The organism is Kitasatospora terrestris, assembly GCF_039542905.1.
Lineage (GTDB): Bacteria > Actinomycetota > Actinomycetes > Streptomycetales > Streptomycetaceae > Kitasatospora > Kitasatospora terrestris.
The window spans coordinates 4,382,272-4,398,456 of record NZ_BAABIS010000001.1; the positions used below are offsets into that span (position 1 = coordinate 4,382,272).

At 72.9% G+C, this 16,185-nt stretch carries 14 protein-coding genes; 12 read left to right on the plus strand and 2 right to left on the minus strand.

Annotated features, from left to right (window positions below; all coding sequences use genetic code 11):
* Window positions 1-19: 19 nt before the first annotated feature.
* From ABEB06_RS20230 to ABEB06_RS20275, 10 genes are all read left to right on the plus strand, one after another.
* On the plus strand, window positions 20-1,453 hold the full coding sequence (locus ABEB06_RS20230; RefSeq protein WP_345701919.1) for an APC family permease: 1,434 nt from the start codon (window positions 20-22) through the stop codon (window positions 1,451-1,453).
* A gap of 36 nt (window positions 1,454-1,489) precedes the next feature.
* Complete coding sequence (locus ABEB06_RS20235; RefSeq protein ID WP_345698274.1) at window positions 1,490-3,178, plus strand: flavin monoamine oxidase family protein; 1,689 nt, start codon at window positions 1,490-1,492, stop codon at window positions 3,176-3,178.
* A gap of 238 nt (window positions 3,179-3,416) precedes the next feature.
* The gene (locus tag ABEB06_RS20240) at window positions 3,417-4,376 is read left to right on the plus strand and encodes a hypothetical protein (RefSeq protein WP_345698275.1); all 960 of its coding nucleotides are present in this window, start codon (window positions 3,417-3,419) and stop codon (window positions 4,374-4,376) included.
* 35 nt (window positions 4,377-4,411) lie between these two features.
* Window positions 4,412-5,338 carry a hypothetical protein gene (locus tag ABEB06_RS20245; RefSeq protein WP_345698276.1) on the plus strand — a complete coding sequence of 309 codons (927 nt, stop codon included), beginning with the start codon at window positions 4,412-4,414 and terminating at the stop codon, window positions 5,336-5,338.
* Window positions 5,335-6,258, plus strand: coding sequence for a hypothetical protein (locus ABEB06_RS20250; RefSeq protein ID WP_345698277.1), 924 nt, complete (start codon window positions 5,335-5,337; stop codon window positions 6,256-6,258). Before ABEB06_RS20245 ends, ABEB06_RS20250 begins: the two co-directional genes overlap by 4 nt.
* On the plus strand, window positions 6,255-7,349 hold the full coding sequence (locus tag ABEB06_RS20255; protein ID WP_345698278.1) for a hypothetical protein: 1,095 nt from the start codon (window positions 6,255-6,257) through the stop codon (window positions 7,347-7,349). Before ABEB06_RS20250 ends, ABEB06_RS20255 begins: the two co-directional genes overlap by 4 nt.
* Window positions 7,350-7,470: 121 nt before the next feature.
* On the plus strand, window positions 7,471-8,409 hold the full coding sequence (locus tag ABEB06_RS20260) for an ABC transporter ATP-binding protein (RefSeq protein ID WP_345698279.1): 939 nt from the start codon (window positions 7,471-7,473) through the stop codon (window positions 8,407-8,409).
* Complete coding sequence (locus tag ABEB06_RS20265) at window positions 8,393-9,283, plus strand: ABC transporter permease (protein ID WP_345698280.1); 891 nt, start codon at window positions 8,393-8,395, stop codon at window positions 9,281-9,283. Before ABEB06_RS20260 ends, ABEB06_RS20265 begins: the two co-directional genes overlap by 17 nt.
* Window positions 9,284-9,292: 9 nt before the next feature.
* Window positions 9,293-10,210, plus strand: a complete 918-nt coding sequence (locus tag ABEB06_RS20270) for an ABC transporter ATP-binding protein (RefSeq protein WP_345698281.1) — start codon at window positions 9,293-9,295, stop codon at window positions 10,208-10,210.
* Between the two features lie 13 nt (window positions 10,211-10,223).
* Window positions 10,224-10,940: an ABC transporter permease gene (locus tag ABEB06_RS20275; protein WP_345698282.1), complete on the plus strand. Its 717-nt coding sequence runs from the start codon at window positions 10,224-10,226 to the stop codon at window positions 10,938-10,940.
* Window positions 10,941-11,065: 125 nt separating this feature from the next.
* Here ABEB06_RS20275 and ABEB06_RS20280 read toward each other — a convergent pair whose 3' ends face one another.
* A complete protein-coding gene (locus ABEB06_RS20280) occupies window positions 11,066-12,304 on the minus strand; it encodes a CynX/NimT family MFS transporter (protein ID WP_345698283.1) in 1,239 nt (412 codons plus the stop codon).
* Window positions 12,305-12,365: 61 nt separating this feature from the next.
* On the minus strand, window positions 12,366-13,088 hold the full coding sequence (locus ABEB06_RS20285; protein ID WP_345698284.1) for a FadR/GntR family transcriptional regulator: 723 nt from the start codon (window positions 13,086-13,088) through the stop codon (window positions 12,366-12,368).
* Between the two features lie 167 nt (window positions 13,089-13,255).
* On the opposite strand from ABEB06_RS20285, the gene ABEB06_RS20290 reads away from it, so the two are divergent.
* Window positions 13,256-14,152, plus strand: a complete 897-nt coding sequence (locus ABEB06_RS20290; protein WP_345698285.1) for a sporulation protein — start codon at window positions 13,256-13,258, stop codon at window positions 14,150-14,152.
* Between the two features lie 171 nt (window positions 14,153-14,323).
* Entirely contained in the window at window positions 14,324-16,135 is a 1,812-nt protein-coding gene (locus ABEB06_RS20295) for an LCP family protein (protein ID WP_345698286.1), read from the plus strand.
* Window positions 16,136-16,185: the final 50 nt, after the last annotated feature.

Genomic DNA, 16,185 nt, shown 5'->3' on the forward strand with positions numbered 1-16,185 from the left:
CCTGGTCGGGGTGATCTTCATGGCGCTGGCGACCGCCGCGCCGATCACCGCGATGACCGGCAACCTTCCGGTCATCGTCGGCGCGGGCAACGGCGTGCACGCGCCGGCCGGCTTCCTGTTCGTGACCCTGGTCCTGACCGTCTTCACCGTCGGCTACGTCGCGATGGCCCGGCACATCACCACCGCGGGCGCCTTCTACGGCTTCGTCTCGCACGGCCTCGGCCGGATCGCCGGCATGGCCTCCGGCCTGCTCGCGGTCCTCGCCTACGTGGTCTTCGAGGCCTCGATCGTCGGCATCTTCGCCTACTTCGGGCAGCAGGCCGTGGAGTCGCAGTTCGGCGTGGACCTGCCCTGGCAGGTCTTCGCCCTGGCGATGCTGGCGATCACCGCGGTGCTCTCCTACTTCGACCTGGAGGTCGCCTCGAAGGTGCTCGGCGTCTTCCTGGTGGGCGAGGTGCTGATGCTGGTCCTGCTCGGCGGCTCGATCCTGCTGCACGGCGGCGGCCCCGACGGCCTGCAGCTGTCCTCGCTCAACCCGACCGGAGCCTTCGCCGGGGTGAACGCCGGTGTCGGCCTGTTCTTCTGCTTCTGGTCCTGGATCGGCTTCGAGTCCACCGCGATGTACGGCGAGGAGTCCCGCAACCCCAAGCGGATCATCCCCCGGGCCACCCTGCTCGCCGTGGTCGGCCTCGGCGTGCTCTACACCTTCGTCTCCTGGATGGCGCTGGCCGGCAACGGCGGCGCCGGGTCCGTGGAGATCGTGGGCGGTTCCAGCCCGCTCGACCTGTTCCTCGCCCCCGCCCAGCAGTACCTGGGGCACTGGGCGGTGACCGCCTTCCAGTGGCTCATGGTCACCAGCGCCTTCGCCTGCGGCATGGCCTTCCACCAGTGCGCCGCCCGCTACCTGTACGCGATCGGACGCGAGGGCATCCTGCTCCCCGCGCTCGGCCGCACCCACGCCCGGCACGGCTCCCCGTACGTCGCCTCCTTCGCGCAGACCGGCATCGCGCTCGCGATCATCGGCGGCTTCTGGGCGGCCGGCCAGGACCCGTACGTCAGCCTCTACACGCTGACCGCGATCCTCGGCACGCTCGCCCTGCTGGTGGTCCAGACGCTCTGCTCCTTCGCGGTGGTCGCCTACTTCCGCAAGAACCACCCCGAGTCCCGGCACTGGTTCCGCACCCTGACCGCGCCGCTGCTCGGCGGCCTGGGCATGCTCGCCGCGATCGTCCTGCTGGTGGTCAACCTCGACACCGCGGCCGGCGCCGCCTCCAAGATCCTCTTCTTCAAGCTGATCCCGTGGATCGTCGCGGCGGTCTTCCTCGGCGGCATCGCGCTGGCCCTGTACATGCGCGCCCGGCACCCGCAGAAGTACGAGGTGATGGGCCGCCTGGTGGTCGAGAACACCCAGGAGCGCTCGGACGAGGAGCAGGTCGTCCCCGCCCAGGTCTGACCCTTTCTCCCCCACACCCAGAGAGGTTGACCCCCCATGGCACGCACCCCCCACGCCGGCCGGATCGCGCAGCTGCTCGCCGACCGGTCCGCCGCCGAACGCCTGCGGATGCCCGTCGACGAGTACCGGGGCCTGCGCGACGAGGCCCGCGCCGAGCCGGACGGCGTCTCCCGCCGGGCGCTGCTCGGCCGGGCCGCCGCCCTCGGCCTCGCCGTGACCGCCGGCACCGCCTCGGTCGCCCCGCGGGCCCGCGCCGCGACCACCGACCGGCCGATCACCGGCGGCGCCCGGATCGCGATCATCGGCGCCGGCATCTCCGGCCTGAACGCCGCCCTCACCCTCGCCGACAAGGGCGTCGCCGCCACCGTCTACGAGGCCAACCCCACCCGGATCGGCGGCCGGATGTACTCCGGCGGCGGCGTCAGCAGCCCCGGCCTGTGGAACCAGGGCCAGGTCTCCGAGTGGGGCGGCGAGCTGGTCGACACCGGCCACCACGAGATCAAGCAGCTCTGCCAGCGCTTCGGCCTCGGTCTGGTGGACGTCAGCTCCACCCTGCCGGCCGGCGCCGAGGGCATCTTCCACGTCAACGGGCACTACTACCCGAAGACCCAGGTCGACATCGACTTCAAGCAGGTCTGGCAGTCGGTCAAGAGCGACATCCAGGCCGGCGGTTCCGCCCCCACCTGGAACAACCACAACGCCGCGTCGGTCGCGCTCGACACCATGACCATCCGGGACTGGATCAACTCCCGCGTCCCGGGCGGCTACGGCAGCGACCTCGGCCGCCTCCTCGACGTCGCGTACGCCGTGGAGTACGGCGCCGACACCACGGAGCAGTCCTCGTACGCGATGCTGCTGATGGTGTCCTGGCAGTCCAGCCCCGGCAACTTCTCCATCTGGGGCGGCTCCGACGAGCGGTACCACATCGTCGGAGGCAACGACCAGGTCCCGCGGGCCATCGCCGGGGCCCTGCCGGCCGGCACCGTCCAGCTCGGCCACACCCTCCAGGCGGTGGTCCGCAACGCGGACGGCAGCCAGACCCTCACCTTCGCGCTGGACGGCGGCGGCACCAAGACCGTGGTGGCCGACCACACGATCCTCACCGTGCCGCTGCCCGTCCTCCAGCAGCGGATCGACCTGACCCGGGCCGGCCTGGACCCGATGATGCGCGGCGTGCTGGCCAACATGCGGATGGGCGCCTGCACCAAGCTCAACATGCAGTTCAACAGCCGCCCCTGGTACGGCACCAGCCCGTGGACCGGCCAGTCCAACGGCGAGTGCTTCGCCGACCTGCCGTTCCAGCAGGCCTGGGACGTCACCCGCGGCCAGGCCGGCAGCAACGGCATCGCCGTGCAGTACGGCGGCGGCAGCCTCGCCCGCGGCCTCACCCCGCCGTCGGCCTTCACCACCGCCTCGACCCCGTACACCCGCAACCTGGTGGACGACTACCTCAGCCAGATCGACAGCGTCTGGCCCGGCACCAAGGCCGCCTGGAACGGCCGGGCCACCCTCTCCGCCTGGCACCTCAACCCGTACTCGTACGGCGCCTACTCGTACTGGCCGACCGGATACCTGACCACGTACGCGGGCTACGAGGGAACCGCCCAGGGGAACCTGCACTTCGCGGGCGAACACACCTCGTACGACTTCCAGGGGTACATGAACGGCGGCGCCGTCGAGGGCGCCCGCGCGGCCGGGGAGGTGCTCGCCGCGCTCGGGGCCTGACGGCCCGCAGGACGCCGGGGCGGTCCGCATGGCGGGCCGCCCCGTTGCGGTTCGGTCACGACGTGTCGGATTGGCGCGAATTGCGCTGATTGGCGGCCGGAATCGTGTTGTTGGGCATGCGGACGAACTCTCATAATGCGCAGACCGCACGGTGATCGAGACCCGTCGCGCTGCCGGGGGGAACGGCGGTCGGGCACTCGCGTGCGGCCCGTCGACCGTCACTCTGGGGGGAAGACCCTTGTCCGTACCCGACCCCGCAACACCGGCCGTGCCCGAGCCGGAGACCGCGGCCGTCGAGCCCGCCGCCGCCCCGGCCGCCGAGCCCCTTGCCGAGCCCGTGGCCGCGCTGCCCAGGGAGGCCGGGGAGTCCGCCACCGCCGAGTCCTCCGAGTTTGCCGAGTCCGCCGGTGAGCCGGTCGTCGCGTCCGGCGCCGAGCCGGTGGCCGCGACGCGGCGAAAGCTGTCCCGGACCGCCACCGTGGCGCTCGGCGTGGCCGGCCTGCTCGCGGTGACCGCCGCCAGCGCCACCGTCACCGTGGCCGTCGGCAAGCCGGACCGCTCCCCCCGGACCACCGCCGCCGCGCCCGCCGCGAGCGCCTCCGCGTCCGCCTCGGCCTCGGCCTCGGCGAGCGCCAGCCCCTCGCCGACGCCCACCCCTTCTCCGACCGTCGCGCCCCGCCCGAGCAGCACCCTCAAGGGCACCGTCTCCGGCGGCAGGCACAGCGGCGACCTGCGGTACTTCCTCCTCCCGGTGCCCGACCAGGCCGACCCGTACGGCTCGCCGGACGGCACCGACATGACGATGGAGGACATCGCGAAGCACTACTCCAAGGACACCGACATCAAGGGGATCCTGGACTCCTGGGGCTTCGACTCGGCCGCCACCCGCACCTACCGCACCCGTGACGGCAAGGTCGAGGTGACCGTCGAACTGAAGAAGTTCGGCCGCGCCGACCGGGCCCGCGGCTTCGCCGAGAACTCCTCCTTCAAGGGCGACTCCTTCGACGTGGACGGCGTCTCCGGTGCCAAGGGCTACGTCTTCAAGCCCGAACAGCAGGCCTACACCGGAGAGTTGGTCGGCATCGGCTACCAGGGCGACATCTGCTTCGAGGTCACCGTCGAGGTGAAGGGCGACCCGGACAAGGCACTGCTCAACGACGCCATGCGCCGCCAGTACGAACGCCTCGCCAACGGCTGACGCCCTCCCACGACCACCCTTCCCAGGAGCCTTCCTTGAGCACCGAGACCGTGGGACCGGACGTCCCCGAGCCGGTCGTTCCGCCCCAGCCGGACACCACCGCCGCCGTACCGGCGCAGGCCGCCGAGCCCGCCGCCGAGACCCTGCCCGCCGAGGCCGCCGCCGAGCAGGCCGCGACCGCGGACGAGCAGCCCGTACCCGCCGAGGAGCTCCTCACCGCCGGGCCCGAGCCGGAGCCCGCGTCCGCCGAGGGCGGGCCCCGGCCCGCCCGCCGGCTGAGCACCGGACGGCTGCTGCTGGCCGCCGCGCTGCTCGGCCCGGTGGTCGGCGCCGGTGTCGGCTACGCCGTCCAGGCGTCCCGGCCCGCCACCCCGCTGCCCGCCCTGGCCGCGGTCAAGCTCGCCTACCCCGCCGAGCGGGTCGATCCCAAGGCGCTCGCCGCGGCCGCGCCCCAGCCGCTGAACATCGACGGCGACCTGCGCGACCTGCTGCTCAAGCGCCCGGACGGCACCCAGGACTGGGACGACACCGGGGCCCGCGGCAGCTGGCAGGACGCCGCCGAGTACGCCGAGTCGTTCGGCGACAGCCGGGCCACGTTCTCCCGCCTGCTGGACAAGGGCTTCCGTCGCTCGGCGGTGATCGGCTGGAAGTCCGGCGAGACCAAGTACCGGATCCGGCTCATCCAGTACCGCTCCGACTCCGCGTCCGCAGCGATCAGTTGGGACTACTCGGGCGCGTCCGGCGAGAACGAGGTCGGCAAGATCCCGGGCAACCCGCAGAGCACGCTGGTCATCGACACCAAGCCGGACCACTACGCGGACAGCACCGAGCAGTTCTACTACGGCGAGGCCATCGCCCGTAAGGGAGACCTGATCATGGAGATCGAGGTCTTCGCACCGAGCAAGGTCGACCGCGCCCAGCTCGAGGACATCGCCAAGCGCCAGTGGGAGCGGATCGCATGACCGCCATCGAACCGAACGACCTGACCCCCGCCGGGACCCCCGGCACCCCGCAGCCGGCAGCCGAGTCGCCGGCCGTCGAGTCGCCGGTCGGCGAGCCGGTCGCCGACGCGCCGGCCGTCGAGCAGCCCGCGCCCGAGCAGTCGGCCGCCGAGCAGCCGACCGAGCAGCCTGCCGCCGAGCGGCCCGCCCGGCCGAAGCGGCTGCTGCTGCGTGCCTCCGGCGCCGTGCTCGCAGCCGTCCTGCTCGGTGTCGGCATCGGCGAGGTGATCCTCCACGTCGCGTACGACGACCAGCCGGTCCGGGCCGCCGCCGCGCCCGCGGCGCCGTCCGCCTCGCCGTCCGCGCCGTTCGGCGCCAAGGAGAACGGCAACCACTTCGGCAGCCTGCGCGACCTGCTGCTGCCGATGCCGTCGGGCTTCGACCCGGGCCCGGACGCCGGTGTGTTCGGCAACGACAACGAGTACGGCCCGGAGCAGCTGGACAAGCGCTTCCAGGAGTTCCTCGACACCGTGCCGGACAAGTATCGGGACGGGGCGAAGGGCGCCTGGGAGTCGCTGCACTACAAGGCCAGCGGCGTGCGCACGTACCAGTCGCACAAGACCGACCTCGAGATCGACATCCTGCTGGACCAGTTCAACCAGCAGGCGATCTCGAAGGAGGCGGAGCTGTACGGCTCGATGATCGACGACACCGGCCTGTTCCGGCAGGGCCCGGGCGTCGCCGGGCACCCGGCGGCGCGCTGCGCGCTGCCGCCGCTGCGCGCCGGCGACCAGCTCGACTACATGCACTGCGTCTCCGCCGAGGGCGACCTGATGGTCACGCTGGACGCGTCCGGCGTCGCCCCCTTGGACCAGAACAAGGTCGTCGACCTGTTCCGTCAGCAGCTGGACCGTCTGGCCCGCCCGGGAGCCTCCGCATGAGCAACAACGACACCACCCCCGCCCAGCCCGAGCCCGCGAAGCCGGTGTTCGAGAAGCCCGCGGCCGGATCGCCAGGCGACCCCGCTCCGACCGACCCGACCCCCGCGGACCCGACCCCCGCCGGGCCGACCGCCGCCGCGGGCACCGCGCCGGACACGGACGTCTGGGCGCTGCCCTCCGCACCCACCGCCGACCTGCTCACCGGGCAGCCGGGCGACGTCTGGGCCGTGCCCGCCGAGCTGCAGCCGCGCCCGCGCCGGGACCGGACCGCGGTGCGCCGCCTGGTCGCGGCCGCCGCAGTCCTGCTGGTGACCGCAACGGCGACCGCCGTGGCCGTGACCCTGCCGGACCGCACCGACGTCCCCGGCCTGGCGACCCCGAACGACGGCCGCTACACCTTCCCGGACCTCGCCCTGCCGCCGCTGCCCGTCGACGGCAAGCTGCCGATGGACGTGAAGGGCCGTCACCAGGCCGACCTGCGCGGCCTGCTGCTGCCCGCCCCGAAGGAGGCGCTCCCGGAGCCCGCGACCGCCGCGAGCCCGAGCGCCACGGTCTCCGCGTCCCCCGGCGCCTCGGCGTCGGCGGCTCCGGCCTCGCCGAGCGCCACGGCCTCCTCGGCCTCGCCCGCGGCGAGCCTGCCGCCCGTCGTCGGCCACTGGGTGACGTGCGACACGGAGGGCACGCTCGGCCGCAACGCCGAGGAGGTCAACGCCCGGCTGACCGAGAACGCCTGCCGGGCCGCCGCCGCCCAGGGCTGGACCGCCAAGGACGGCACCCGCACCGAGATCCGCCTCCTGCGCTTCGGCTCGCAGGAGGAGGCGACCGACCTGCTCGGCCTGCTCTCCAGCATGTCCGGGACGAAGCACATCGAGTCCTCCAAGCGCGACGCCCTCACCGAGTACCCCGTCGGCGCCGGCACCGTGCTGGCCCGGAACTCGGACGCCCGGGCGACCGGAGACATCCCCACCGGCCGGGTCGCGTACCTGCAGTGCGGCGACGTGGTCGCGGTCATCGAGCTGACCAACCCGAAGGGCGTGCCCGGACAGGCGTTCCGCCAGCTGATCGCCCTGCAGAGCAGCATGCTCGGCTGAGAACGGCCAGGGCCGGGCCCGACCCCTAGGGGACGGGCCCGGCACGTCATCCTGAGGGCTGATCAACGGATCGGCATCCCAGTGCATACCGCGCCGCAGGCCACGACGCTACGTTGGGCACGTGTCCACAGTCATCAAGACGGACGGCCTCACCAAGAGGTTCCCCAGGGTCACCGCACTCGACCGGCTCACCGTGGAGGTGCAGCCCGGCGTGGTCGGCCTGGTGGGGGCGAACGGCGCGGGCAAGTCCACACTCATCAAGATCCTCCTGGGCCTCTCCCCGGCCACCGAGGGCACCGGTCAGGTGCTCGGCCTCGACATCGCCACCGAGGGCCCTGCCATCCGCGAGCGGGTCGGGTACATGCCCGAGCACGACTGCCTGCCGCCCGACGTGTCCGCCACCGAGTTCGTCGTCCACATGGCCCGGATGTCCGGCCTGCCGGCCGCCGCGGCCCGCGAGCGGACCGCCGACACGCTGCGCCACGTCGGCCTCTACGAGGAGCGCTACCGCCCGATGGGCGGCTACTCCACCGGCATGAAGCAGCGCGTCAAGCTCGCCCAGGCGCTGGTCCACGACCCGCAGTTGGTGCTGCTCGACGAGCCCACCAACGGCCTCGACCCGGTCGGCCGCGACGAGATGCTGGCGCTGATCCGCCGCGTCCACAGCGACTTCGGGATCTCCGTCCTGGTCACCACCCACCTGCTGGGCGAACTCGAGCGCACCTGCGACCACCTCGTCGTCATCGACGGCGGCAAGCTGCTGCGCTCCTCCTCCACCGCCTCCTTCACCGAGGCCACCCAGCTGCTCGCCGTCGAGGTCACCGACGCGGCGGACACCGTCCTCGCCTCGCTGACCGACCTCGGCGTGAGCGTCCGCGCCGACGGCCCGCGACTGCTGCTGGTCGAGATCGCCGGAGACGACACCTACGACACCGTCCGCGACACCGTCGCCGACCTCGGACTCGGCCTGGTCCGCCTGGAACAGCGCCGCCACAGGGTCGCCGAGATCTTCGCCGACGCCGCCCAGAACGGAGGTGGCCCGGATGGCGACGCCGCCTGAGCCCCAGACCGGTGTCATCCACGACATCGGCTACCGCTCCTACGCCGGCCCCCGGCTCGGCCGCTCCTACGCCACCCGCTCGCTCTTCACCCAGAGCCTGCGCGCCGCGTACGGCCTCGGCCGCTCCGGCAAGTCCAAGGTGCTGCCGATGCTGCTGCTGGGCGCCATGGTGCTGCCCGCCGCGGTGATGATCGCCGTCGCCGTGATGACCGGCCTCACCAAGTACCCGGTGGACTACCCCGTCTACCTGACCAGCTTCGGGCTGTTCCCGCAGATCTTCATCGCCTCGCAGGCACCCGTCCTGATGTCCCGCGACCTGCGCCACCACATCGTGCCGCTGTACTTCTCCCGGCCGATCACCCGCGGCGACTACGTCCGCGCCAAGACCGCCGCGATGACCTGCGCGGTGCTGCTGATGATGGTGCTGCCGCTGCTGGTGATGTGGCTCGGCGCCCTGCTGGCCGGCCTGCCGTTCGGCGACAACACCACGCACCTGCTCTACGGCCTGACCGCCGCCGTGCTCTACTCCGTGCTCTACTCGGCGCTCGCCCTGCTGATCGCCGCCGCCACCCCGCGCCGCGGTTTCGGCGTCGCCGCCATCATGGGCATGCTGGTCATCTCCAGCGTGATCGCCAACATCGTCCTCGGCCTGAACGGCGCCTACCGCCCCGAGCCCGTCGAGTCCGCGATGTGGGGCGCCGCGCTCTCCCCGGCGACCCTGGTCTCCGCCCTGGTCAACCAGCTCTTCGGCCTCACCGGCGACGGCATGGTCCACGCCCCCGGCGGCCTCGGCGTCGCGGTCTTCGCGGCCGAGATCGTCGCCCTCGCGGCCGGCTCGTACGCGCTGCTGCTGCGCCGCTACCGGAACGTCTGAGAGGCAGCCATGGCCGTCATCACCATCGACAAGGTCTCCCGCTGGTTCGGCAACGTGGTCGCCGTCAACGACGTCTCCATGCGGATCGGTCCCGGCATCACCGGCCTGCTCGGCCCCAACGGCGCCGGCAAGTCCACCCTCATCCACATGATGAGCGGCTTCCTCGCGCCCTCGGCCGGCGCCGTCACCCTCGACGGCGCCCCGATCTGGCGCAACCAGGAGGTCTACCGGCAGATCGGACTCGTCCCCGAGCGCGAGTCCATGTACGACTACCTCACCGGCTGGGAGTTCGTCCTCGCCAACGCCGAACTCCACGGCCTCACCGACCCCGCCGCCGCCGCGAAGCGCGCCATCGGCCTGGTCGAGATGGAGTACGCCCAGGACCGGCAGACCGGCACCTACTCCAAGGGCATGAAGCAGCGCGTCAAGATGGCCTCCGCGCTGGTCCACGACCCCGCCGTGCTCCTCCTCGACGAGCCCTTCAACGGCATGGACCCCCGCCAGCGGCTCCAACTCATGGAACTGCTCCGCCGGTTCGGCGCCGACGGCCGCACCGTGCTGTTCTCCTCCCACATCCTCGAAGAGGTCGAACAGCTCGCCCGGCACATCGAGGTCGTCGTCGCCGGCCGGCACGCCGCCTCCGGCGACTTCCGCGAGATCCGCCGCCTGATGACCGACCGGCCGCACCGCTACCTGGTCCGCTCCAGCGACGACCGCCGGCTGGCCGCCGCGCTGATCGCCGACCCGTCCACCGCCGGCATCGAACTCGACTGGCACGAGCGGGCCCTGCGCATCCAGGCGATCAACTTCAACGGCTTCACCACGCTGCTGCCCAAGGTCGCCCGCGACGCCGGCATCCGCCTCTACACCGTCTCCCCGGCGGACGAGTCCCTGGAGAGCGTCTTCTCCTACCTCGTCTCGTCCTGAAGGGCTGGAAACCGTGAACACCACCGTCGCCCGGCTCACCGTCCGGGGCCTGTTCGGACGCCGCCGCGCGCTGCTCCTGCTGCTCGTCCCCGCCCTGCTCCTGGTCATCGCCGTCGTCGCCCGCAACTCCGACAGCGACAAGCACGACCTGATCCAGAGCGTCGTCGGCCAGCTCGGCCTCGGCACCCTGGTGCCCATCCTCGGCCTGATCGTCGGCACCGGCGTGATCGCCAACGAGATCGACGACGGCTCCATCGTCTACCTGCTCGCCAAGCCGCTGCCCCGCTGGAAGATCGTCACCAGCAAGCTCGCCGTGGCGATCGGCACCACCTGGCTCTTCGCCGCCGTCCCCGTCCTCGTCGCCGGCCTGATCATCTACGGCAACCAGGACGACCTGGCCGTCGGCTACACCCTCGGCGCGCTCGCCTCCGGTGCCGCCTACAGCGCCTTCTTCCTGCTGCTCGGCGTCGTCACCCGGCACGCCGTGGTGGCCGGCCTCGCCTACGCGCTGGTGTGGGAGAGCCTCGTCGGGAACTACGTGAAGGGCGCCAAGACCCTCTCCATCCAGCAGTGGGGCCTGTCGATCGCCGAGGCCACCGCCACCGAGGGCGTGCTCACCGCCCCGGTCGCCCTCGGCGTCGCCCTCGCCCTGCTGACCGCCGTCACCTCGATCGCCACCATCCTGGCGGCGACCAGGCTGGCCGGCCTCACCCTGGCGAGCGAGGAGTAACCACCGTCCCCGAGCCCCGAGCCCCGAGCCCGGATCCCGAGCCCCGAGCCCCGACAGGGGCTCGGGGCTCCGTCGATCGTCGGTCCCGCCGCGGGGCGGGCCCAGACCCGCGGACCCGCAGCCGCTCAGCGCGCGCCGAGCACCGTGTCCCGTCCCGCGCCCCAACCCGCCGCCGCCGCGATCCCGGTCAGCCCGAGCATCACCACCAGCACCAGGCCCCACCCGCCGGAGGCCTGGTGCAGCGCACCGGCCCCGACCGGCCCGGCCGCCGCCACCAGGTAGCCCACCGCCTGGCTCATCCCGCCCAGCTGCGCGGCCCCCGCCGCACTGCCGGTCCGCAGCACGATGAACGCCAGCGCCAGCCCCAGCGACCCGCCCTGGGCCAGCCCCAGCACCCCGGCCGCGACCCAGGCGCCGCCCACCGGCGCGAGCAGCAGCACCGCGATCCCCGCCGCGTTCAGCAGCGCCATCGCGACCGCGAGCCCCCGCTGCCGGGTCATCCGCCCGGCCGCCAGCGGCACCAGGAACGCACCCGCCACCTGCACCAGGTTGCTGAACGCGAACACCAGCCCGGCCCGGCCCCGGTCCATCCCGTGGTCCGCGAGGATCGTCGGCATCCACGCCACCAGCGTGTACACCAGCAGCGAGGAGATGCCCATGAACAGGCTGATCCGCCAGGCCAGGCCGTTGCGCCAGATCCCCTCGACCGCCCGGCCGGCCGGCGCCGCCGCCACCGCCGCACGCTCCTGACGGGACCTCAGCACCTGCGGCAGCCAGGCCACCGCGGCGACCACCGCCAGCACCGACCACGAGCCCAGCGAGGCCTGCCAGCCGCCGCCCAGCACGTGCTCCAGCGGCACCGACAGGCCCGCCGCCAGGGTCGCCCCGACCAGCATCGTGGTCGAGTACACCCCGGTCATCGCCGCCGCCCGGGCCGGGAACTCCCGCTTCACCAGACCCGGCATCGACACGTTCAGCACCGCGATGGCCACCCCGATCACCACGCACCCGGCGTACAGCGCCGCCACCGAGGGCAGCACCCGCAGCAGCACGCCCGCGCCGAGCACCAGCACCGCACCCAGCACCACCCGCTCGGTCCCGAACCGCCGGGCGAGGCGGGGCGTCAGCGGCGCGCCGACGCCCTGGAACAGCACGGGCACCGTGGTGATCAGCCCGCTGGCCGTCGCCGACAGGCCGAAGGTCCGCTGGATCTCGCCGACCATCGGCGACACCGCCGCCAGACAGGCCCGCATGTTCAGGGCGACCAGCACGATGCCGGCCAGCAGCAGGGCCGGATGGGCCAACCTCGTTCGGGCACTGACCTTCAGCTCGTGGACGGGCTGGACAGCACGGACGACCGACATGACGCGAAGAACTCTCTCTACCTGAGAACGAAAAGGGGGAAGGGCGGGGCGGTGCCCGCCGTCACTTCCGCGCCGCGATCGCGGCCAGCAACTGCTCCACCGCCGCCGTCGGCTCCGCCAGCAGCTCCCGGCAGGCAGCCTCGGCCCGCTCCGGATCGCCGCTCTCCACCGCGTCCACCAGTGCGGTGTGCGTCCGGAGGTCGACCTCGGGCATCTCGTGGTCGCCGAACGCGGCCCGCATCGACTCCCGCACCGAGGCTCCGAAGTACCGGTACACCTCGGTCAGCGCCGGATTGTGCGCCGCCTCGACCAGCGCCGTGTGGAACTCCAGGTCGTGCTCGACCGTCGCCTCGCGACCCGCCCGCTCCGGGCTGGCCGCCATCACCTCGACCTCGCGGGCCAGCGCACCCCGCATCCGGGCGATGTCCTCGGCGGTGTGCCGGACCGCGGCCAGCCGCGCGGCCTCCGCCTCCAGCGCCGCCCGGACCTCCAGCACGTCCCGGACGTCCGAGCGCTGCACACCGCGCAGCACCGCCGCCGGGTCGCTGGTCGACCGGACGAACGTCCCCTCGCCCTGGCGCGAGACCAGCATCCCCGCGTGCACCAGCACCCGGATCGCCTCCCGCACCGTGTTGCGCCCCACCTGCAGCCGCTCGGCCAGCTCGTGCTCGGTCGGGATCCGCGACCCCACCGGCCACGCCCCGGCCAGCAGCTGCTCCCGCAGCTGCTCGATCGCCACGTCCACCAGCGAGCGCCGCCCCGCGGCCTGCAGCCCCTCACCCACGGCGGACACCCCTCTCGAACCCGGAACGACGATCGACAGCAGTCATCCTACAACCGCTTGCCCGGTCATCCTACAACTGGCTCGCCCGGAACCGGTCCGCCGCCACCCGCGTTCTTCTCCTCAGCTCGACCACTCGCCACATCCCACCTCCCCCGGAGCCAGACCCCATGGTGTTCAAGAAGCTGCTCGGTGCGCTCGGTGTCGGCGGACCGTCCGTCGACACGGTCCTCGCGAACCCCGTCGCCCAGCCGGGCGGCACCCTCCAGGGCCAGGTCAACCTGGTCGGCGGGACGCAGGACGTCCAGATCACCGGCATCACGCTGACCCTGGTCGCCCGGGTCGAGCACGAGCACTCCGAGGGCGAGTCGGTCAGCAACACCGCCTTCGCCAAGTTCGGGGTGAGCGCGCCGCTGAAGCTCACCGCGGGGGAGAACCGGTCGATCCCGTTCGCCGTGCAACTGCCGTACGAGACGCCGGTCACCACGGTCGGCGGCTGGCAGCTCCCCGGCATGGCGATCGGCGTACGGACCGAGGTGGAGATCGCCGGCGCCCTGGACAAGGGCGACGCCGACCCGCTCGGCATCGCACCGCTGCCGGTGCAGCAGCGGGTGATCGAGGCGTTCGGCGCGCTCGGCTTCCGGCTGCGCTCGGCCGACCTGGAGGCCGGGCACATCCGGGACAGCGCGCAGAGCCTCCCCTTCTACCAGGAGATCGAGTTCGCCGCGGCGCCGCAGTACGCGCACCTGTGCCAGGCCGTCGAACTGACCTTCCTCACCACCCCGCACCAGGTCGAGGTGGTCCTGGAGTTCGACCGCCGCCGCGGCAGCGACGTGATCAACCGATACCACCTGGACCACTCCGCCGCCGAGCAGGACCTCACCGGCACTGTCGACGGCTGGCTCCAGCAGGCCGCCGCCGGCGGCCACCACGGCCACGGCGGGCACGGCGGCGGGCACGGCGCCGGTTGGGGCGCGGTCGCCGCCGGCGCGGCCGTCGGCGTGGTCGGCGGCTTCGTCCTCGACGAGATCGTCGACGAGGCCGTCGAAGAGTTCTTCGAGGACTGACGGGCGGGGCGGCAGAAAGGCCCCCGGCACCACCGGGGGGAGGTACGATCGCCAACCCGCCCGGTGACGCCGAAGTGATGCCTTTATATGCTCCGCTGAAGTTGAAGCGTCCGCGCCGCACACGGTGCGCTGTCGAGGCTGTGTGGTGCGGCCGCAGTGAAGGGTGTTCGTATGGCAGGCCAGAGGGCGGGGGCGTCCGACTCGGACGCGGGCTGGTGGCGGGACGACTCCCCTCAGCAGGGGGACGGGCACGGCGGGTACCCCGACGACGCCCCGCGCCGTGACGACGCCTACCGCGGCACCGAGCCCGCCGTCCCGCGCCGGCGCTCCCAGCAGCACGACGACCTGCCGCGCACCGGCGGCCGCGCCGAGGCCCGCCGCGCCCAGCAGGGCCGCGGCGGGAACGGCGGCCCCGGCGGCCAGGGCGGCCGCGGAGCCCGGGCGGCCGACCAGCCGGCCGGCCGCGCCGCCACCCGGGCCGCCGGCCGCCGCAACCGCAGCCGCAGCCGCAAGAAGATCGTCACCTGGGTCGCGGTCGGCTCGGTGGGCCTGGTGGTCGCCGCCGGCGGCGCCCTCTACCTGAAGCTCAACGGCAACATCGACTCCTTCGGCGACGAGGGCGTCTCCAAGGACCGCCCCGCCGCCGCGGCCGCCGACGCCCAGGGCCGGATCCCCGTCAACATCCTGCTGATCGGCTCCGACAGCCGCGCCGGCGCCAACAAGGACCTCGGCGGCGGCGAGGACGGCGGAGCCCGCTCCGACACCACGATCCTGCTGCACGTCTACGCCGACCACAAACACGCCGTCGGCGTCTCCTTCCCCCGCGACGCCCTGGTCGACGTCCCGCCCTGCCTGCTGCCCACCGGCAAGTGGACCAAGGCCCAGACCGGCGTCATGTTCAACAGCGCCTTCTCCGTCGGCAACACCGACAAGGGCAACCCCGCCTGCACCCAGAACACCGTCGAGAAGCTCACCGGCATCCGCATCGACCACACCATGGTGGTCAACTTCGAGGGCTTCGCCTCGATGACCAGCGCGGTCGGCGGCGTCCCGGTCTGCCTGCCGAACGACATCCACGAGGGCGACCTCAACCCCAACCTCGGCAAGAAGGGCAAGCTGCTCTACCCCAAGGGCCTGCAGAAGGTCCAGGGCCAGGCCGCGCTCGACTACGTCCGCCTGCGCCACGGCATCGGCGACGGCTCCGACGTCGGCCGGATGCGCCGTCAGCAGGCCTTCATGTCCTCCCTCATCAAGGAGGTCAAGAGCAAGGGCATGGACCCCACCACCCTGCTCCCGCTCGCCGACGCCGCCACCAAGTCACTGACCGTCGACTCCGGGCTCAACTCCGCCGACAAGCTGATCGGCTTCGCGATGAGCCTGAAGAACCTCGACCTGCACGACGTCAAGTTCCTCACCCCGCCGTGGCGCTTCGAGAAGGAGCGCATCGCGCTCGTCCACCCCGACGTCGACCAGCTGTGGGCCGCCCTCAAGGCCGACCGCACCCTCGACGGCCAGGACGCCAGCGGCGGCAGCGCCAGCCCCTCCCCGGCCGCCCCGGAGAGCCCCGCCGCCCCCACCACCCCGGCGCCGCCCGCCACCACCGTGAAGGCCGCCAACGTCCGGGTCGGCGTCTACAACGGCACCACCACGCCCGGGCTGACCACCAAGGCCGCAGCCACCCTCAAGGGCGCCGGCTTCACCGTCACCACCACCGCCAACGCCAGCTCGCAGAACCACGCCACCACCGTCGTCCAGTACGGCCCCGGCGAGAAGGCGAACGCGCAGGCCGTCGCCGCGATGTTCCCCGGCGCGACCCTGGAGAGCAGCACCAAGGCGGGCGTGTCCCTGGTCCTCGGCAAGGACTACGCGGCCGGCAACGGCGCCGCGGCACCCTCCACCCCGGCGGGCCCGCTGCCCAGCTCCGTCGCCAAGGAGACCCGATCCGCGGACGACGACCCCTGCTCCAACGTCTCCTTCGGCTGAGCACCCCTCGGGGGCGCGCCCCGCGCGCCCTCGAGGACCCGCGCCCCCGA